Consider the following 19268-nt stretch of genomic DNA (forward strand, 5'->3'; position numbering starts at 1 on the left):
GTGATAGTGAACATGTCTCATGTTACCGCTGTGTGACTTTTCGACCCTGCGAGATTATGCCAGTATGGAACGCAGCCTTTTGGCCTTGTTGAGCGTTGTCGGGAGCAAGTGTGAGCAGCAAAGTAGAGCAACTGCGTGCGCAGTTAAATGAACGAATTCTGGTGCTGGACGGCGGCATGGGCACCATGATCCAGGGCTATCGTCTGAGTGAAGACGATTTCCGCGGCGAGCGCTTTGCCGACTGGCCTTGTGACCTGAAAGGAAACAATGACCTGCTGGTGTTAAGCAAACCGTCTGTCATCAGGGATATCCACAACGCTTACTTCGAAGCGGGTGCGGATATTGTTGAAACCAACACCTTCAACTCGACAACCATCGCCATGGCGGATTACCAGATGGAATCCCTGTCGGCGGAGATCAACTTTGAAGCGGCGAAGCTGGCGCGCGCCTGCGCCGACGAATGGACGGCCCGTACGCCGGACAAGCCGCGCTACGTAGCCGGGGTGCTGGGTCCAACCAACCGCACCGCGTCGATTTCTCCGGACGTCAACGACCCGGCGTTTCGGAACATCACCTTTGACCAGCTGGTGGCCGCGTATCGTGAGTCCACTAAAGCGCTGGTGGAAGGCGGCTCCGACCTGATCCTGATTGAAACCGTATTCGACACCCTCAACGCTAAAGCCGCGATTTACGCGGTGAAAGAGGAGTTCGAGGCGCTGGGCGTTGACCTGCCGATCATGATTTCCGGCACCATCACCGACGCCTCGGGGCGCACACTGTCCGGCCAGACAACCGAAGCGTTTTATAACTCCCTGCGCCACGCCGAAGCGCTCTCCTTCGGCCTGAACTGCGCGCTGGGGCCGGACGAGCTGCGCCAGTACGTGCAGGAGCTTTCGCGCATCGCAGAGTGCTACGTCACCGCCCACCCGAACGCCGGTCTGCCGAACGCGTTTGGTGAGTACGATCTGGATGCCGACACCATGGCGGCGCAAATCCGCGAATGGGCCGAATCTGGTTTCCTCAACATCGTCGGCGGCTGCTGCGGCACCACGCCGGAGCATATCGCCGCCATGAGCCGCGCCGTCGCCGGGCTTCCACCGCGCAAGCTACCCGAGCTTCCGGTAGCCTGTCGTCTGTCCGGCCTGGAGCCGTTGACCATCGGCGACGACAGCCTGTTTGTGAACGTGGGTGAACGTACTAACGTTACCGGTTCTGCGAAGTTCAAGCGCCTGATCAAAGAAGAGAAGTACAGCGAAGCGCTGGACGTTGCTCGCCAGCAGGTAGAAAGCGGGGCGCAGATCATCGATATCAACATGGATGAGGGGATGCTCGATGCCGAAGCGGCAATGGTGCGTTTCCTCAACCTGATTGCCGGTGAGCCGGATATCGCCCGCGTGCCGATCATGATTGACTCCTCCAAGTGGGAGGTCATCGAAAAAGGGCTGAAGTGCATTCAGGGCAAAGGCATCGTTAACTCCATCTCGATGAAAGAGGGCGTCGATACCTTTATCCACCACGCGAAGCTGGTCCGTCGCTACGGAGCCGCCGTGGTGGTGATGGCCTTCGATGAAGTGGGCCAGGCCGATACCCGCGAACGCAAAATTGAGATTTGCCGCCGCGCGTACAAAATTTTGACCGAAGAGGTGGGTTTCCCGCCGGAAGACATCATCTTCGACCCGAACATCTTCGCCGTCGCGACCGGCATCGAAGAGCACAACAACTACGCTCAGGACTTCATCGGCGCGTGTGAAGACATTAAACGCGAGCTACCGCATGCGCTGATCTCCGGCGGCGTGTCGAACGTGTCGTTCTCGTTCCGCGGCAACGACCCGGTGCGTGAGGCGATCCACGCCGTGTTCCTTTACTACGCCATCCGCAACGGGATGGACATGGGGATCGTCAACGCTGGCCAGCTGGCAATTTACGACGATCTGCCAGCCGAGCTGCGCGACGCCGTAGAAGACGTGATCCTCAATCGTCGTGACGACGCCACCGAACGCATGCTGGATCTGGCGGAAAAATACCGCGGCAGTAAATCTGACGAATCAGCCAACGTTCAACAGGCCGAATGGCGCTCCTGGGATGTGAATAAGCGTCTGGAATACTCGCTGGTAAAAGGCATTACCGAGTTTATCGAGCAGGATACCGAGGAAGCGCGTCAGCAGGCCGCCCGTCCGATTGAAGTGATCGAAGGGCCGCTGATGGACGGCATGAACGTGGTCGGCGATCTGTTCGGCGAGGGCAAAATGTTCCTGCCGCAGGTGGTGAAATCCGCCCGCGTCATGAAGCAGGCGGTGGCGTATCTGGAACCCTTTATCGAAGCCAGCAAAGAGAAGGGCTCCAGTAACGGTAAAATGGTCATCGCCACCGTGAAGGGCGACGTACACGACATCGGCAAAAACATCGTTGGCGTGGTGTTGCAGTGTAATAACTACGAAATTATCGATCTTGGCGTGATGGTCCCGGCGGATAAAATCCTCAGGACCGCGCGCGAAGTGAATGCGGATCTGATTGGTCTTTCCGGGCTGATTACGCCTTCGCTTGACGAAATGGTCAACGTGGCAAAAGAGATGGAGCGCCAGGGCTTTACCATTCCACTGCTGATTGGCGGGGCAACCACCTCGAAAGCCCACACGGCGGTGAAAATCGAGCAGAACTACAGTGGGCCGACGGTGTATGTTCAAAACGCCTCGCGCACTGTGGGCGTGGTCTCCGCGCTGCTGTCCGACACCCAGCGCGATGACTTTGTCGCCCGCACCCGCAAAGAGTATGAAACCGTCCGCATTCAGCATGGACGTAAGAAACCGCGCACGCAGCCGGTTTCGCTTCAGGCGGCGCGCGATAACGATCTGGCGTTCGACTGGTCCAGCTATACGCCGCCGGTCGCACACCGTCTGGGCGTGCAGGACGTGACGGCCAGCATCGAAACGCTGCGTAACTACATCGACTGGACGCCGTTCTTCATGACCTGGTCGCTGGCGGGCAAATATCCGCGCATTCTTGAAGATGAGGTGGTGGGCGAAGAGGCGAAGCGCCTGTTTAAAGATGCTAACGACATGCTCGACAGGCTGAGCGCAGAGAAAGCCCTCAACCCGCGCGGCGTGGTGGGGCTGTTCCCGGCGAACCGCGTGGGCGACGACGTGGAAATCTACCGCGATGAAACCCGCACCCACGTGCTGGCCGTGAGCCACCACCTGCGCCAGCAAACCGAGAAAGTGGGCTTTGCCAACTACTGCCTGGCGGATTTCGTCGCACCGAAACTCTCCGGTAAAGCCGACTATATCGGCGCCTTTGCCGTAACCGGTGGTCTGGAAGAAGACGCGCTGGCGGATGCGTACGACGCGCAGCACGATGATTACAACAAAATCATGGTGAAAGCGATCGCCGACCGTCTGGCGGAAGCCTTCGCTGAATATCTGCATGAACGCGTACGTAAGGTGCACTGGGGCTACGCGGCGAATGAGAATCTCAGCAACGAGGAGCTGATCCGCGAAAATTACCAGGGCATTCGTCCGGCGCCGGGGTATCCGGCCTGCCCGGAACACACAGAAAAGGGCACTATCTGGAAGTTGCTGGACGTCGAAGCGCATACCGGCATGAAGCTCACCGAGTCGTTCGCCATGTGGCCGGGCGCGTCCGTTTCCGGCTGGTACTTCAGCCATCCGGACAGCAAGTACTTCGCCGTGGCACAGCTTCAGCGCGATCAGATTGAGGATTACGCTCTGCGTAAAGGCATGAGCGTGTCAGAGGTGGAACGCTGGCTGGCGCCGAATTTGGGCTACGACGCAGACTAACGTCACTTTTCCTTACAACAAACAGGGCACCGCTATGGTGCCTTGTCTCTTTCTTACGTTTAAACCCTTATACTGAACCTCAGGAAAACGAATAACGATAAGGAGGAATACCTACCGTGTTGACGTTGTTACACCTGCTCTCCGCAGTCGCACTGCTGGTATGGGGCACCCATATCGTTCGTACCGGCGTGATGCGCGTGTTTGGCGCACGTTTACGTACCGTTCTCAGCGGCAGCGTTGAGAAGAAGCCGCTCGCCTTCTGCGCGGGTATTGGCGTCACGGCGCTGGTGCAAAGCAGCAACGCTACCACCATGCTCGTCACCTCGTTCGTGGCGCAGGATCTGGTGGCGCTCGCCCCGGCGCTGGTGATTGTCCTTGGCGCCGACGTCGGTACCGCGCTGATGGCGCGTATCCTGACATTCGATCTCTCCTGGCTGTCGCCACTACTGATTTTTATCGGCGTCATTTTTTTCCTCGGCCGTAAGCAAAGCCGTGCCGGGCAGCTTGGCCGCGTCGGTATTGGCCTCGGGCTGATCCTGCTGGCGCTGGAGCTGATTGTGCAGGCTGTCACGCCGATCACCCAGGCCAACGGTGTGCAGGTCATCTTCGCCTCGTTAACCGGCGATATTATGCTGGATGCGCTGATCGGCGCGGTATTCGCCATCGTCAGCTACTCCAGCCTGGCAGCGGTCCTGCTGACGGCGACCTTAACCGCCGCAGGGGTAATTTCCTTCCCGGTGGCGCTGTGCCTGGTGATCGGTGCCAACCTCGGCTCTGGCCTGCTGGCGATGCTCAACAACAGCGCCGCCAACGCTGCCGCCCGCCGGGTGGCGCTGGGGAGTTTACTGTTTAAGCTGGTGGGTAGCCTGATCATTCTGCCGTTTGTGCACCCGCTGGCGAACCTGATGGATAATCTCTCTCTGCCGAAAGCGGAGCTGGTGATCTACTTCCACGTCTTCTACAACCTGGTGCGCTGTCTGGCGATGGTGCCGTTTGCCGCGCCGATGGCCCGCTTCTGCGAGCGGCTTATTCGTGATGAACCGGAGCTGGACGCGCGCCTTAAACCGAAGCATCTGGACACCTCGGTGCTGGATACTCCTGCGCTGGCAATCGCCAATGCCGCCCGCGAAACGCTGCGCATGGGCGACGCGATGGAAACCATGCTGGAAGGGCTGCAAAAGGTGATGCACGGCGAGCCGCGCGAAGAAAAAGAGCTGCGCAGGCTGGCGGACGATATCAACGTGCTGTATACCGCCATCAAGCTCTATCTGGCGCGGATCCCCCAGGACGAGCTGGCGGAAGAGGAGTCGCGCCGCTGGGCGGAAATCATCGAGATGTCGCTTAACCTGGAGCAGGCTTCGGATATTGTCGAGCGTATGGGCAGTGAAATCGCAGACAAATCCCTGGCCGCACGCCGGGCGTTTTCTGTTGAAGGGCTGAAAGAGCTGGAAGCGCTGCACGAACAGCTGGTCAGCAACCTGAAGCTGGCGATGTCGGTCTTCTTCTCCAGCGACGTGCCGAGTGCGCGCCGCCTGCGCCGCAACAAGCATCGTTTCCGCATCCTTAATCGCCGCTACTCACACGCCCACGTTGAGCGTCTGCACCAGCAGAACGTGCAGAGTATCGAGACCAGCTCACTCCACCTGGGGCTGCTGGGGGATATGAAGCGTCTCAACTCGTTGTTCTGTGCGGTGGCCTATAGCGTGATGGAGCAGCCGGATGAAGACGATGAGCGGGATGAGTATTAATCTCTGAAAGCGCCTCGCAAAACCCTTTTGTGAGGCGTGACACCTTCTAAAGAGCAATTCATTCTTAAGGCCTTACATTTTTAAGGGAATAGAAAATGCTCGTTTATTACGCTACACTTCGCCAATTCATGCGCATTCCAATGGGGGTTATCATGCGCACTACTAATGGCATTAAAAAATCAGTCAATGTTTCGTTAGCACCAGAAATTCTTGAAGAAGCGCGACGTCTTAAGCTCAATCTCTCTGCTGTACTCACGGCCGCTCTACAGGAGCAGTTTCGTGCGCATCAGCGCGCAGAGTGGTTAGCAGAAAATAAAGCGTCTATAGAGGCCATTAACCAGTGGGTTGATGAAAACGGCTCCTTTAGTGACTTTCAGAGGTCATTCTGATGGAGCAATATTTTGCTTATGCGAATGAAGGTAATGGGAAAAAAGCATATCCATGGCTTATTAATATGCAGCACCCTGTTGCTAATGTGATGAAACATGTACTGGTTGCTCCCGCCGTTGAATTAAGCCAGTTGGGCGGCATTCGTCCGCCTGCGAAAGTGTGCCCTGTCGTTGAAATCGCGGGTAAGTCCTGCGTTGTCATGATGCATATGCTGTCAGGCATCTCTTCAAAAGAGTTAGGTGAACGCGTTGCCGATCTTACTAACAGCAGTGCTTCATTGCGGGATGCACTCGATTTTCTGATCAGCGGTTACTAGGACTTTTTTGTCAGGCGCAAGGTAAGGTATATTTCGCCCTTCACAGGAGAAACTATGCTGCCAACTCAATCAACCCGATTAAACAAATACATTAGCGAGAGCGGGATCTGCTCACGTCGCGAGGCTGACCGTTACATTGAACAAGGTAGCGTGTTTCTTAACGGCAAGCGCGCCACCATCGGTGACCAGGTGGTGCCTGGCGATGTGGTGAAAGTGAATGGTCAGGTCATCGAACCGCGTGATGCCGAAGACCTGGTGTTTATCGCGTTGAACAAGCCGGTTGGGATTGTCAGCACTACGGAAGATGGCGAGCGGGACAACATTGTTGATTTCGTGAACCACAGCAGCCGTATCTTCCCGATTGGTCGCCTGGATAAGGACTCTCAGGGGTTAATCTTCCTGACTAATCACGGCGATCTGGTGAACAAAATTCTGCGTGCCGGTAACGACCATGAGAAAGAGTACATTGTTACGGTGAACAAGCCGGTCACGGACGAGTTCATCCGGGGAATGGGCGCAGGCGTGCCGATTCTGGGCACCGTGACGAAGAAGTGTAAAGTCAGAAAAGAGGCGCCGTTTGCGTTTCGTATCACGCTGGTGCAGGGCCTGAATCGCCAGATCCGCCGCATGTGCGAGTACTTCGGTTATGAAGTGACGAAGCTGGAACGCACGCGCATCATGAACGTCAGCCTGTCTGGGATCCCGCTGGGCGAGTGGCGTGACTTAACGGATGACGAGCTGATCGAGCTGTTCAAACTTATCGAGAACTCCTCGTCCGAAGCGAAGCCGAAAGCTAAAGCCAAACCGAAAACGCAGGCGATTAAGCGTCCGGTGGTGAAGGCACCGCAGGCGGAAGAGAAAGGGCGGGGCAAGCCGGGCAACGGAAAACGCTTTACCCAGCCGGGGCGCAAAAAGAAAGGGCGCTGATTAGCGCCTTCCACGGGTTGATGTGCTGGCGGACCAGGAAAAAGTCGCCTCTGCATCGGGTTTATAAGCCTGCTCTTTTTTCAGCTTGCGGGCTTTTTTCGCCGCGGCATCACGTTGCGCCATCAGTTTATCGATGTACTCTTTTTTAACCTGATTGGTTTCGGCGTTCGTCAGCGTGCGGCCATGCGCGATGCGGGCGCGGTCGAGAAGCGTTTTCAGTTCGCGCTGCTCGGCTTCGGTCATGTCTTTCTGGGTCAAACGTGGTGTAGCCATTGCTGAAGCCTCCTGATGGGGAGGCTTCAGTGTAAAGCAAGCCGGGTCAATTAACCCTGTTTCACCGCATCTTTTTTCGGTTGGTCATCAATCGGCTTACCGGACCAGTATCCTGCTAACAGCGAACCGGACAGGTTGTGCCAGACGGAGAACAGCGCCCCCGGTAGCGCTGCCAGCGGTGAGAAGTAAATTTTACCCAGCGCCGCCGCCAGGCCGGAGTTCTGCATCCCCACTTCGATCGCCAGCGTGCGGCAGGTGGATTCGTCAAAGCCAAACAGCTTTCCGCCCCAGTAACCGCCCAGCAGACCAATAGTGTTATGCAGCACAACCGCGACGATCACCACAAAGCCCACCGAAGCAATGTGCGATGCGGAACCGGCTACCACGGCGCTGATAATGGCCAGAATGCAGACCATCGAAAACGCGGGCAGATACGGCTCAACCGCTTTCACCACCCGCGGGAAGAGATGGTGGATCACCAGCCCCAGCGCAATCGGGATCACCACGATTTGCAGGATGCTGAGCAGCATGCCCATCACGTCCACCTGGATATGCGCGTCGACGTACAGGCGGGTTAACAGAGGCGTGGCAATCACGCCCACCAGCGTGGAAACGGACGAGATGGTGACGGAGAGCGCCACGTCGCCTTTCGCCAGATAGATCATGACGTTAGATGCCGTACCGCTGGCGACGCTCCCCACCAGCACCATCCCGGCGGAAAGGTCGGGCGGCATCTTAAAGGCCATCGCCAGCAGCCAGGCCGCGAGCGGCATCACCAGGTAGTGCAGGAAAATCCCTGCGGCAACCGGTGCCGGGCGAGACAGCACGCGTTTGAAATCGTCAATTTTCAGATGCACGCCCATGCCGAACATAATCAGCATCAGCAGCGTGGTGACCCACGGACCAATGCCCGTGAACGTGGCAGGAGTGTAATACGCGAGTACAGAGAGCAGCAGCGCCCATAACGGGAACAGCCGGGTGATAGCGGAGAGCATAGTGAATTCCTTGCAGTATTGTCGTGTTGTTTTGTTATAAAAAAGCCGGGTCTGTGCCCGGCTTATTGATATTGTTTATCGTGCTAACGAATTTTATTCAAACAAATTCTGATGAAGTTTCTGCACGACCTGCTCGGCCTGATCGGCAGGGACCAGGAAGCAGAGGTTGTAGCTGGACGCGCCGTAGCAAATCATGCGGATGTTGAACGGGTCGAGCACGCCGAACACCTCTTTGCCCACGCCGCACGCGCGCGACAGCTTATTACCGATGATGGCCACCAGCGCCAGATCTTCTTCCACCTCCACGCGGCACAACTCGGAAAGCTCAATCAGCAGCGACTGCGTCAGCAGGGTGTCGCCGGTAGAGGTGGAGCCGGTGGTGTCGAGCGTCAGCGCGATGCTGACTTCTGACGTGGTGATCAGGTCCACGGAGATATTGTGGCGCGCCAGGATGCCAAACACTTCCGCCAGAAATCCACGGGAGTGCAGCATATTATGGCTGTGCAGGGTAACCAGCGTCTGCTTACGACGCAGGGCCAGCGCGCGGAACAGCGGCGGGTTCTCGGTTTTCTTGCAGACCAGCGTCCCGCCCGCCTTTGGATCTTTACTGGAGCCAACGAAGACCGGAATGTCGCTGCGCACGGCGGGCAGCAGGGTGGCCGGGTGCAGCACTTTCGCGCCGAAAGTCGCCATTTCAGCCGCTTCTTCAAACGCGATCACGTCAATACGTTTTGCCGCAGAGACCACGCGCGGGTCGGTGGTGTAGATACCCGGCACGTCCGTCCAGATATCCACGCGGGTGGCGTGCAGGGCTTCGCCCAGCAGCGCGGCGGTGTAGTCGCTGCCGCCACGGCCAAGCGTGGTGGTGCGTCCTTTGGCTTCGCTGCCGATAAAGCCCTGGGTGATCACTATGCCTTCATCCAGGCGCGGGGCAAGCTGCTGGTTGGTCAGCTCTGCCAGGGCTTCCACGTCCGGCTCGGCGCGGCCAAAGCGGTCGCTGGTGCGCATCACTTTACGCACGTCGAACCACTGCGCCTGAATATTGCGCTCGCGCATGATCTCAACGAACAGCAGTGTGGACATCAGTTCGCCGTGGCTGACCAGTTCATCGGTCAGTGCGCTGGAGGTGGCCAGCGACGCGGCTTCTGCCAGGGTGGTGATATTTTCCAGCAGGCGTTCCACTTCCTCACGAATGACGTTCGGGTTTTGCAGACGCTCGAGAATGTCGAACTGAATTTTGCGCAGTGCATCCAGCTTCACGAAACGCTCGGTCGCTTCCAGTCCTTCAGACAGGGAAACCAGCAGGTTCGTCACGCCGGCTGAGGCGGAAAGCACCACCAGGCGGGTATTCGGATCGGCCAGCACCACATCGGCGCTGCGGTTCATGGCATCGTAGTCTGCCACACTGGTGCCGCCAAACTTGGCGACCACAAAACTCGTCATAACAACCTCGTGTCAGGGAATGAATAGAGCGACCTTGGCACAAGAATGAAGCGAGAACAGGTGCAGGCGCAAAATACGGCCCTATAAATAAAATGCGGGGGAGGTCCTGTCAATGCTGGGATTATGCGGATTTTTCATGGGGGGGTACCCCTCAGAAACAGGACTTATAACAGGCCCATATTTTATGCTCCTTTTTCCCTCTTTTTGACCAACATTTCGCCACGCCGGAAGGGCGCGACAGCAGCTATACTTTTCGGGTCTTTTCACCTGCGTTTGATGCAGACCAGGGCAATGGCATAAAAACCATCACAATTTTTATTTGCAGGCGCTACAATCGACCGCAGTCACAATTCTCAAATCAGAAGAGTATTGCTATGAAAAACATCAACCCAACGCAGACCGCTGCATGGCAGGCACTACAGAAACATTTTGATGAAATGAAAGACGTCACCATCGCGGAACTGTTCGCGAAAGATGCCGATCGTTTCAGCAAGTTTTCCGCCACCTTCGATGACCTGATGCTGGTGGATTTCTCCAAGAACCGTATCACCGAAGAGACGCTGGCGAAGCTGCAAGATCTGGCGAAAGAGACTGAGCTGGCAGATGCCATCAAATCCATGTTCTCCGGTGAGAAAATCAACCGCACCGAAGACCGTGCCGTCCTGCACGTGGCCCTGCGTAACCGTAGCAATACGCCAATTATCGTAGACGGCAAAGATGTGATGCCGGAAGTGAACGCGGTGCTGGAAAAGATGAAAACCTTCTCTGAAGCGATCATCTCAGGTAGCTGGAAAGGCTACACCGGCAAAGCGATCACCGACGTCGTAAACATCGGTATCGGCGGCTCTGACCTCGGCCCGTTCATGGTGACCGAGGCGCTGCGCCCGTACAAAAACCACCTCAACATGCACTTCGTGTCCAACGTCGATGGGACTCACATCGCTGAAGTGCTGAAAAAGGTGAACCCGGAAACCACGCTGTTCCTGGTGGCGTCTAAAACCTTCACCACTCAGGAAACCATGACCAACGCCCACAGCGCGCGCGACTGGTTCCTGAAAACCGCGGGCGACGAAAAGCACGTGGCGAAACACTTTGCGGCGCTGTCCACCAACGGTAAAGCGGTGGGTGAGTTCGGTATTGATACCGCGAACATGTTTGAGTTCTGGGACTGGGTGGGCGGCCGCTACTCACTGTGGTCTGCGATCGGTCTGTCCATCATCCTGTCCGTGGGCTTCGACAACTTCGTTGAACTGCTCTCCGGCGCGCACGCGATGGACAAACACTTCTCCACCACCGCGCCTGAGAAAAACCTGCCGGTGCTGCTGGCGCTGATCGGGATCTGGTACAACAACTTCTTCGGCGCTGAAACCGAAGCGATTCTGCCGTACGACCAGTACATGCACCGCTTTGCGGCCTACTTCCAGCAGGGCAACATGGAATCCAACGGCAAGTACGTTGACCGTAACGGCAACGCGGTGGATTACCAGACTGGCCCAATCATCTGGGGCGAGCCGGGCACCAACGGCCAGCACGCGTTCTACCAGCTGATCCACCAGGGTACCAAAATGGTACCGTGCGATTTCATCGCCCCGGCGATTACGCACAACCCACTGTCCGACCACCATCCGAAGCTGCTGTCTAACTTCTTCGCCCAGACCGAAGCGCTGGCGTTCGGTAAATCCCGCGAGGTGGTTGAGCAGGAATACCGTGACCAGGGTAAAGATCCGGCTACGCTGGAGCACGTTGTGCCGTTTAAAGTGTTCGAAGGCAACCGTCCAACTAACTCCATTCTGCTGCGCGAAATCACGCCGTTCAGCCTGGGTGCGCTGATTGCCCTCTACGAGCACAAAATCTTCACTCAGGGCGCTATTCTGAACATCTTCACCTTTGACCAGTGGGGCGTTGAGCTGGGCAAACAGCTGGCAAACCGCATTCTGCCAGAGTTGGGTGACGATAAAGCGATCGACAGCCACGACAGCTCCACCAATGGTCTGATTAACCGTTATAAAGCCTGGCGTGCGTAATAAATATGTCATGAACAATGCCGGCGATATGCCGGCATTTTTTTATCGGATAATTCCTGATGTCTGTTAGTTATCTCAAATTCTGAAGCTGAGTTTAATCCGAAAAAGACGGTTAACCCGTTAATTGCTACGGTTTATTTTAAGAAAATACGGAGTGATGATTTAACGTTGTTATATTATAAACGTTTGATTTTTAATGTTTATATATTTTATTGATTCTTTTTTCTTTTCATTTTTAACCATTAGTCTGAAAACCTCATCCCTATTTACCCCTACGGTAAACCCACTGCTTTAGTTGTGTATACTCGAATCCGCCTGAATTTCTTTTCGGGCAAATCTCCATTCATTCATTGAAGGGAAATTGTTATGAAGAAAGTACTGTATGGCATTTTTGCCATATCTGCGCTTGCGGCGACGTCTGTCTATGCAGCTCCGGTCCAGGTCGGGGAAGCAGCAGGGTCGGCAGCGACGTCTGCGTCTGCGGGGAGTTCTACCGCAGCCAGCACCAGCGCCGTAAGTTCAGCCGTGGGTGTCGCGCTGGCGGCAACCGGTGGCGGTGATGGCTCCAATACCGGAACCACGACCACTACGACGACCAGCACCCAGTAATAACGGGTGTTTTAATCATAACCACACTTCGGTGTGGTTATTTCGCCCCTTCGGAGAAGAGTCGTGAAGCGACCTGCAATCATCCTGATTTGCCTGCTGTTGCAGGCGTGCTCAGCTACCACCAAAGGGCTGGGCCACTCACTGTGGGACAGCATGTTCGGCACGCCGGGCGTGCATCTGACCGATGACGAACTTCAGAACATGCCGTATGCCAGCCAGTACATGCAGCTAAACGATGGTCCGCAACTGTTTGTGGTGCTCGCTTTCGATGAAAACGGGCAGCAGAAATGGGTGACGCAGGATCAGGCCACCATCGTGACGCAGCATTCCCGCATCGTGAAAACGTTGCTCGGCGGCGACAACCTGCTTGAGGTGAACAACCTGGCTGAAGATCCGCTCATCAAGCCGAATCAGATCGTCGATGGCGCAAGCTGGACGCGCACGATGGGCTGGACCGAGCATAAACAGGTGCGCTACGCCACGGCCCGCTCCACCTTCCGCTGGGACGGTACGGACAGTGTCAAAGTGGGCAGCGACGAAACGCAGGTGCGCGTGCTGGATGAAGAAGTGACAACCGATCAGGCCACCTGGCATAACCGCTTCTGGGTGGACGAAGAGGGGCAAATCCGCCAGTCCTTACAGTATCTCGGTGCCGGTTTCTTCCCGGTGAAGGCCACCCTGATCAAGGCGGCGAAATCATGAAAATGTTCATCCACATTGCGCTTCTCGCCAGCCTGACCTCGCCGCTGGCATGGTCTGCGGGAACGGTACAGGTCTACACCCCGGACAGCGAAAAACCTAAAACCTTAACCAATGCCGGGCATCTGCTCGATCTGGTGGGGCAGCCGAGGCTGGCGAAAAGCTGGTGGACCGGGGCGGTGATCAGCGAGCGCCAGGCGACGATCGTAGCGGAACAAAAACATCAGGCGCTGCTCGCCCGACTGAGCGGGCTGGCACAACAGGAAGATACCGACGATGCCGCGGCCATTACTAGCCTGCGTCAACAGCTTCAGGCGGTTAAGGTGACGGGGCGCCAGAAGGTGAATCTGGATCCGGATGAGGTGCGCGTTGCGGAAAACGGCAATCCGTCGCTGGAAGGGGACTATACCCTGTGGCTTCCGGCTCAACCTTCCACCGTCACCGTGATGGGGCTTCTCAGCAGCCCTGGCAAAAAGCCGTTTGCGCCGGGCCGGGACGTGGCGAGCTATCTCGACGAGCAAAGTCTGCTCAGCGGAGCGGATAACAGCTATGCCTGGGTGGTCTATCCGGACGGGCATACGCAGAAAGCGCCGGTGGCTTACTGGAATAAACGCCATATCGAACCTATGCCAGGCAGCATCATTTTTGTCGGTTTTGCCGACCATTTCTGGACGAAAGCGTATGACGGGCTTAATGCCGATATCCTTCGCTCCCTGATACAGCGGATACCGGAATAATGAAAAAAACCTATCTCTACAGCATGCTTGCACTGTGCGTGAGTGCCGCCTGTCATGCAGAAACGTATCCGGCACCCATCGGCCCGTCGCAGTCCGATTTTGGCGGCGTGGGCTTACTGCAAACCCCAACCGCGCGTATGGCCCGCGAGGGGGAAATCAGCCTTAACTATCGCGATAACGATCAGTACCGTTACTACTCTGCGTCCGTGCAGCTGTTCCCCTGGCTGGAGACCACGCTGCGCTACACCGACGTGCGTACAAAACAGTACAGCAGCGTGGATGCCTTCTCCGGCGACCAGACCTACAAAGACAAAGCTTTCGACGTGAAGCTGCGCCTGTGGGAAGAGAGCTACTGGATGCCGCAGGTCTCCGTTGGTGCGAAGGATATCGGCGGGACCGGCCTGTTTGACGCGGAATACATCGTGGCCAGCAAAGCCTGGGGACCGTTTGATTTCTCACTCGGTCTGGGATGGGGCTATCTCGGCACCAGCGGCAACGTCAAAAATCCGTTCTGTACCTACAGCGATAAATACTGCTACCGCGATAACAGCTACCAGAAAGCGGGCTCCATCAACGGGGACCAGATGTTCCACGGCCCGGCCTCGCTGTTTGGCGGCGTGGAGTATCAAACACCGTGGCAGCCGTTACGTCTGAAGCTGGAGTACGAAGGAAACGACTACTCGCAGGACTTCGCCGGGAAAATTGAGCAAAAGAGCAAGTTTAACGTCGGCGCCATTTACCGCGTCACCGACTGGGCCGACGTTAACCTCAGCTATGAGCGCGGTAATACCCTAATGTTTGGCTTTACCCTGCGCACTAACTTTAACGACATGCGGCCGCACTACAATGACAACCCGCGGCCAAAATATCAGCCGGAGCCGCAGGATGCGATCATTCAGCACTCCGTGGTAGCGAATCAGCTGACGCTGCTGAAATATAACGCGGGCCTGGCGGATCCAAAGATCCAGACCAAAGGCGATACGCTGTACGTCACCGGCGAGCAGGTAAAATACCGCGACTCCCGCGAAGGGATCGAGCGCGCCAACCGGATCGTCATGAACGATCTGCCGGAGGGGATCCGCACGATCCGCGTGACGGAGAACCGCCTCAACCTGCCGCAGGTCACAACCGAAACCGATGTTGCCAGCCTTAAGCGTCATCTTGAAGGCGAACCGCTGGGACATGAAACCGAGCTGGTACAAAAACGCGTTGAGCCGGTGGTGCCAGAGAGCACCGAGCAGGGCTGGTATATCGATAAATCCCGCTTCGATTTCCATATCGATCCGGTGCTGAACCAGTCCGTGGGTGGGCCGGAAAACTTCTACATGTATCAGCTGGGGGCGATGGCGACGGCGGATCTGTGGGTGACCGACCACCTGTTGACCACTGGTAGTCTGTTCGGCAACATTGCCAACAACTACGACAAATTTAACTACACCAACCCGCCGAACGATTCAAAACTGCCGCGCGTGCGTACCCGCGTTCGCGAATATGTGCAGAACGATATCTACGTGAATAACCTCCAGGCCAACTACTTCCAGTACTTCGGCAACGGCTTCTACGGCCAGGTTTACGGTGGCTATCTGGAAACCATGTTCGGCGGCGCCGGGGCAGAAGTGCTTTATCGTCCTGTCGACAGCAACTGGGCGTTTGGGATTGATGCTAACTACGTGAAACAGCGTGACTGGCGCAGCGCGCAGGACATGATGAAATTCACCGACTACAGCGTCAAAACCGGCCACCTGACCGCCTACTGGACGCCGTCGTTCGCGCAGGACGTGCTGGTGAAAGCCAGCGTCGGCCAGTATCTGGCGGGTGATAAGGGCGGCACGCTGGATATCTCCAAACACTTCGACAGCGGCGTGGTGGTGGGCGGCTATGCCACCATCACCAACGTTTCGCCAGACGAGTACGGGGAAGGGGACTTCACCAAAGGGGTGTACGTGTCGATTCCGCTGGATCTGTTCTCATCAGGCCCAACCCGCAGCCGTGCGGCAGTGGGCTGGACGCCGCTGACGCGCGACGGCGGTCAGCAGCTTGGACGTAAATTCCAGCTGTATGATATGACCAGCGATAAGAACATTAACTTCCGCTGATGCTTATTTGCCCGGTGGCGCTGCGCTTACCGGGCCTACGAGAGTGTTTTTGTAGGCCGGGCAAACGCAGTGCCGCCCGGCAAGAATGTTCATCTGGACAAAACATAAACAAAAAATATAGATCCCCGTCACATTTTTGCGTTATACAGGAACCTCGCCCTGGAGAATGAGGTGCTGTATGACATCCCTGACTCGTCCGCGCGTTGAGTTTATCTCAACGATACTCCAGACCGTGCTGAACCTCGGTCTGCTGAGCCTTGGCCTGATCCTGGTCGTTTTTCTGGGTAAAGAGACGGTGCATCTGGCGGATGTGCTGTTCGCCCCTGAGCAAACCAGCAAATACGCGCTGGTGGAAGGCCTGGTGGTCTACTTTCTCTACTTTGAATTTATCGCCCTGATTGTGAAGTACTTTCAGTCCGGCTTTCACTTCCCGCTGCGCTATTTTGTCTACATTGGCATCACCGCCATTGTGCGGCTGATCATCGTCGATCATAAATCCCCGCTCGACGTGCTGATCTACTCGGCGGCGATCCTGCTGCTGGTGATCACCCTCTGGCTGTGCAACTCGAAGCGGCTGAAACGCGAATAAAAAAAAATGGCGGCCCGGAGGCCGCCGAATAACAGTCACAAGTTGGTTCAATACAATACGTCTAAAGTTGAGGGTTGCAGTGGCATAACAAATGAAACTTAACCTTTCACACCGCCCGCCGTCAGGCCGTTGACCAGCCAGCGCTGGGCCAGCAGGAACACCACGGTAATCGGGATGGCAGAGAGGACGGCCGCCGCGGCAAAGTCGCCCCACAGGTAGTTTTGCGGGTTGAGGTACTGCTGCATACCGACGGCAAGGGTGTAGCTGTTCACATCGCGCAGTAGCAGTGAGGCGACCGGGACTTCGGTGATGGCGGCGATAAACGACAGGATAAACACCACCGCCAGAATCGGCACCGACAGCGGCAGCAGCACCAGACGGAACGCCTGCCACGGTGTCGCCCCATCCAGCGCCGCCGCTTCTTCCAGCGAACCGTCGATGGTTTCGAAATAGCCTTTGATGGTCCACACGTGCAGGGCGATGCCGCCAAGATAGGCGAAGATCACGCCGCCGTGAGTGTTCAGGCCGATGAACGGCACGTACTGGCCCAGACGGTCAAACAGGGCATACAACGCCACCAGTGACAGCACGGCCGGGAACATCTGGAAAATCAGCATCCCTTTCAGCAGCGTCGCTTTGCCTGGGAAGCGCATGCGGGCGAAGGCGTAAGCACAGGTGGTGGAGAGCGTCACGATGCCGATCGCGGTGATGGTCGCCACTTTCACTGAGTTCCACAGCCACAGCAGCACCGGGAACGGCGGCGGCGTGACGCGGCCATCCGCATGTTCCACGCTGAAGCCCAGCGCGAGCTTCCAGTGCTCCCAGGAGATTTCGTCCGGGATCAGGCTCCCGGTGGCGAAGTTCCCCGAGCGCAGGGAGATGGCGATAACCATCAGCAGCGGGAACATGATCGCCGCGATGAAAATCAGCAGGCCTAAGTGCGTCGCGAGGAGGCGCAGTTTCTGAGATTTGGGTTGTACCATTGCCATGTTCAGTGCCCTCCTTAGTCAAATTTCATACGTGTGGCTTTCAGGTTCACAATCGCCAGGGCGCCCACCAGCAGGAAGATCAGGGTGGCAATCGCCGCCGCCAGGCCGAAGTCCTGACCGCCGCCGCCCTCGAAGGCGATGCGGTAGGTGTAGCTCACGAGCAGGTCGGTATAGCCTGCCGGCGTGGTGGTGCCGAGACGGTCCGGGCCACCGTTGGTCAACAGCTGAATCAGCACAAAGTTGTTAAAGTTAAAGGCGAAGCTGGCGATCATCAGCGGCGTCAGCGGCTTAATGAGCAGCGGCAGGGTAATTTTGAAGAAGTTCTGGAACGGACCCGCGCCGTCCATCGCCGAGGCTTCGTACAGATCGTCCGGGATAGCCTTCAGCAGCCCCATGCACAGGATCATCATGTACGGATAACCGAGCCAGGTGTTCACGATGATAATCATCGAGCGAGCGGTGGTTGGGTCGCTGAACCAGGCCGGTTTGATACCGAACAGCGCGCTCAGCATCATGTTGATTTCACCGAAGCTCTGGTTAAATAGCCCTTTGAAAATCAGAATCGAGATAAACGACGGCACGGCGTAGGGCAGAATCAGCAGCACGCGGTAAATCGCTTTGCCTTTCAGGGACTCCCACTGCACGAGGCAGGCCAGCACCATGCCCACGGCCACGGTCAGGATCACGGTTAGCACCGAGAAGACCACCGTCCAGACGAAGATGGCGAAGAACGGTTTCTGGATGCCTTCGTCGGTAAATACGCGGGTGAAGTTGTCCCAGCCGATGGTGACGGTATAGCCCGGGCTGAGTTTGTCGTCGCCCCAGCTGCCGTCGGCATTCACCGACTGATAGAAACCGATATCGTTGTTCGGACGGTACTTCACGCCGCTCTGGTTGTTGGTCAGCGTGCCGTCATCCGCCAGAGTATAAAGCGGCTGCGTGCCGGAGAACTGGCGCAGCGAGCTCATGGTTACTTTGCTGTCATCGGGCAGCACGGCGGTGAGCTGGGTCAGCGCCTGACGATTCTGGGTAATGATACGCAGGTTCGCACGTTCACCTTCCGGCAGGGCCGCAGCCTCTTTTAAGGCCAGCTTCTGCTCGCCGCCAAATTTGAACGCGTCGGAAAGATAGGTTTTGCCGCTCTCACCGTCAGTGAGCGCTAACTTCCACTCGTCACCCGTGGGATACAGGCCGAAGTTAAAGGTTTTACCCGCCTGGTAAGAACGATCCAGAAGCACCTGGGTGGCACGCTCCTGCGCGAGCTGGTTGGTGCTGCTGTAGTTGGTAAAGGCAATCGCGATGGTGCAGATCAGCGGAAAGAGGACAAACAGCCCCATCCCGGCAACGCCCGGGTAGACATAGCGCCAGGCGTACGCTTTACGGTTGGCGAAAATATACAGGCCAACCGAGCTTAAAATCAGCGTCATGATGGCAAACAGGTATTCCCCTTGCACGTACATTAAAACAACAAGGTAACCCACCAGCAGACACAGCAGACCTATCACTGACCACTTCAGTGCGTCGCTTTGCCACCAGTGTTTCTTTTTAATGACATCCATGGGGTTCTTCCTCTACAACGGTGGAAACTTATCGTCAGGTGGCGCTGCGCTTACCTGACCTACGGATCGTGCCGTAGTCG

16 protein-coding genes are annotated in these 19268 nt (G+C 56.7%); 11 read left to right on the plus strand and 5 right to left on the minus strand.

What is annotated here, in order from left to right:
* Nucleotides 1-110: 110 nt before the first annotated feature.
* The 5 genes from metH to rluF all read left to right on the plus strand — a co-directional run bounded on the left by metH (nt 111) and on the right by rluF (nt 7175).
* Nucleotides 111-3794: a methionine synthase gene (gene metH, locus LOC22_RS12230; RefSeq protein WP_230238933.1), complete on the plus strand. Its 3684-nt coding sequence runs from the start codon at nt 111-113 to the stop codon at nt 3792-3794.
* A gap of 116 nt (nt 3795-3910) precedes the next feature.
* Entirely contained in the window at nt 3911-5542 is a 1632-nt protein-coding gene (locus tag LOC22_RS12235; RefSeq protein WP_003860350.1) for a Na/Pi cotransporter family protein, read from the plus strand.
* A 95-nt stretch (nt 5543-5637) separates the two neighbouring features.
* Nucleotides 5638-5931 carry a type II toxin-antitoxin system CcdA family antitoxin gene (locus LOC22_RS12240; RefSeq protein ID WP_017382609.1) on the plus strand — a complete coding sequence of 98 codons (294 nt, stop codon included), beginning with the start codon at nt 5638-5640 and terminating at the stop codon, nt 5929-5931.
* Complete coding sequence (locus LOC22_RS12245; RefSeq protein ID WP_017382610.1) at nt 5931-6248, plus strand: CcdB family protein; 318 nt, start codon at nt 5931-5933, stop codon at nt 6246-6248. Before LOC22_RS12240 ends, LOC22_RS12245 begins: the two co-directional genes overlap by 1 nt.
* Before the next feature lie 54 nt (nt 6249-6302).
* A complete protein-coding gene (rluF, locus tag LOC22_RS12250; protein WP_230238934.1) occupies nt 6303-7175 on the plus strand; it encodes a 23S rRNA pseudouridine(2604) synthase RluF in 873 nt (290 codons plus the stop codon).
* On the opposite strand, the gene LOC22_RS12255 is transcribed toward rluF, so the two are convergent.
* From LOC22_RS12255 to lysC, 3 genes are all read right to left on the minus strand, one after another.
* A complete protein-coding gene (locus tag LOC22_RS12255; protein WP_017382612.1) occupies nt 7176-7448 on the minus strand; it encodes a DUF3811 domain-containing protein in 273 nt (90 codons plus the stop codon).
* 50 nt (nt 7449-7498) lie between these two features.
* Complete coding sequence (gene panS, locus LOC22_RS12260; protein ID WP_015570166.1) at nt 7499-8443, minus strand: ketopantoate/pantoate/pantothenate transporter PanS; 945 nt, start codon at nt 8441-8443, stop codon at nt 7499-7501.
* Between the two features lie 93 nt (nt 8444-8536).
* Nucleotides 8537-9886 (minus strand): lysine-sensitive aspartokinase 3, encoded by a 1350-nt coding sequence (gene lysC / locus LOC22_RS12265; protein WP_006810501.1) that lies wholly within the window; start codon nt 9884-9886, stop codon nt 8537-8539.
* A gap of 374 nt (nt 9887-10260) precedes the next feature.
* Between lysC and pgi the strand changes: the two genes are divergently transcribed.
* The 6 genes from pgi to psiE all read left to right on the plus strand — a co-directional run bounded on the left by pgi (nt 10261) and on the right by psiE (nt 16640).
* Nucleotides 10261-11910: a glucose-6-phosphate isomerase gene (gene pgi, locus LOC22_RS12270; RefSeq protein WP_017382613.1), complete on the plus strand. Its 1650-nt coding sequence runs from the start codon at nt 10261-10263 to the stop codon at nt 11908-11910.
* Between the two features lie 366 nt (nt 11911-12276).
* Nucleotides 12277-12519: an exopolysaccharide production protein YjbE gene (gene yjbE / locus LOC22_RS12275; protein ID WP_003860341.1), complete on the plus strand. Its 243-nt coding sequence runs from the start codon at nt 12277-12279 to the stop codon at nt 12517-12519.
* A gap of 63 nt (nt 12520-12582) precedes the next feature.
* The gene (locus LOC22_RS12280; protein ID WP_017382614.1) at nt 12583-13221 is read left to right on the plus strand and encodes a YjbF family lipoprotein; all 639 of its coding nucleotides are present in this window, start codon (nt 12583-12585) and stop codon (nt 13219-13221) included.
* A complete protein-coding gene (locus LOC22_RS12285; protein WP_032103670.1) occupies nt 13218-13955 on the plus strand; it encodes a capsule biosynthesis GfcC D2 domain-containing protein in 738 nt (245 codons plus the stop codon). Before LOC22_RS12280 ends, LOC22_RS12285 begins: the two co-directional genes overlap by 4 nt.
* Nucleotides 13955-16051 (plus strand): YjbH domain-containing protein, encoded by a 2097-nt coding sequence (locus LOC22_RS12290; protein ID WP_032103673.1) that lies wholly within the window; start codon nt 13955-13957, stop codon nt 16049-16051. The genes LOC22_RS12285 and LOC22_RS12290 overlap by 1 nt, the downstream gene beginning before the upstream one ends.
* Before the next feature lie 178 nt (nt 16052-16229).
* Nucleotides 16230-16640 (plus strand): phosphate-starvation-inducible protein PsiE, encoded by a 411-nt coding sequence (gene psiE, locus LOC22_RS12295; RefSeq protein WP_000202963.1) that lies wholly within the window; start codon nt 16230-16232, stop codon nt 16638-16640.
* 98 nt (nt 16641-16738) lie between these two features.
* Here psiE and malG read toward each other — a convergent pair whose 3' ends face one another.
* Both malG and malF read right to left on the minus strand, forming a co-directional pair.
* Nucleotides 16739-17629, minus strand: a complete 891-nt coding sequence (malG, locus tag LOC22_RS12300) for a maltose ABC transporter permease MalG (RefSeq protein ID WP_003860332.1) — start codon at nt 17627-17629, stop codon at nt 16739-16741.
* Nucleotides 17630-17643: 14 nt separating this feature from the next.
* A complete protein-coding gene (malF, locus tag LOC22_RS12305) occupies nt 17644-19188 on the minus strand; it encodes a maltose ABC transporter permease MalF (protein ID WP_015570169.1) in 1545 nt (514 codons plus the stop codon).
* Nucleotides 19189-19268 lie beyond the last annotated feature (80 nt).

It is taken from the genome of Enterobacter sp. AN-K1, from assembly GCF_020971765.1.
Taxonomy (GTDB): Bacteria; Pseudomonadota; Gammaproteobacteria; order Enterobacterales; family Enterobacteriaceae; genus Enterobacter; species Enterobacter hormaechei_C.

What these genes read in the sequence shown, in the direction of transcription:
- LOC22_RS12240 (WP_017382609.1), top strand. Translation starts at nt 5,638, where the DNA reads ATGCTCGTTTATTACGCTACACTTCGCCAATTCATGCGCATTCCAATG.
- LOC22_RS12245 (WP_017382610.1), top strand. Translation starts at nt 5,931, where the DNA reads ATGGAGCAATATTTTGCTTATGCGAATGAAGGTAATGGGAAAAAAGCA.
- rluF (WP_230238934.1), top strand. Translation starts at nt 6,303, where the DNA reads ATGCTGCCAACTCAATCAACCCGATTAAACAAATACATTAGCGAGAGC.
- LOC22_RS12255 (WP_017382612.1), bottom strand. Translation starts at nt 7,448, where the DNA reads ATGGCTACACCACGTTTGACCCAGAAAGACATGACCGAAGCCGAGCAG.
- panS (WP_015570166.1), bottom strand. Translation starts at nt 8,443, where the DNA reads ATGCTCTCCGCTATCACCCGGCTGTTCCCGTTATGGGCGCTGCTGCTC.
- lysC (WP_006810501.1), bottom strand. Translation starts at nt 9,886, where the DNA reads ATGACGAGTTTTGTGGTCGCCAAGTTTGGCGGCACCAGTGTGGCAGAC.
- pgi (WP_017382613.1), top strand. Translation starts at nt 10,261, where the DNA reads ATGAAAAACATCAACCCAACGCAGACCGCTGCATGGCAGGCACTACAG.
- yjbE (WP_003860341.1), top strand. Translation starts at nt 12,277, where the DNA reads ATGAAGAAAGTACTGTATGGCATTTTTGCCATATCTGCGCTTGCGGCG.
- LOC22_RS12285 (WP_032103670.1), top strand. Translation starts at nt 13,218, where the DNA reads ATGAAAATGTTCATCCACATTGCGCTTCTCGCCAGCCTGACCTCGCCG.
- LOC22_RS12290 (WP_032103673.1), top strand. Translation starts at nt 13,955, where the DNA reads ATGAAAAAAACCTATCTCTACAGCATGCTTGCACTGTGCGTGAGTGCC.
- psiE (WP_000202963.1), top strand. Translation starts at nt 16,230, where the DNA reads ATGACATCCCTGACTCGTCCGCGCGTTGAGTTTATCTCAACGATACTC.
- malG (WP_003860332.1), bottom strand. Translation starts at nt 17,629, where the DNA reads ATGGCAATGGTACAACCCAAATCTCAGAAACTGCGCCTCCTCGCGACG.
- malF (WP_015570169.1), bottom strand. Translation starts at nt 19,188, where the DNA reads ATGGATGTCATTAAAAAGAAACACTGGTGGCAAAGCGACGCACTGAAG.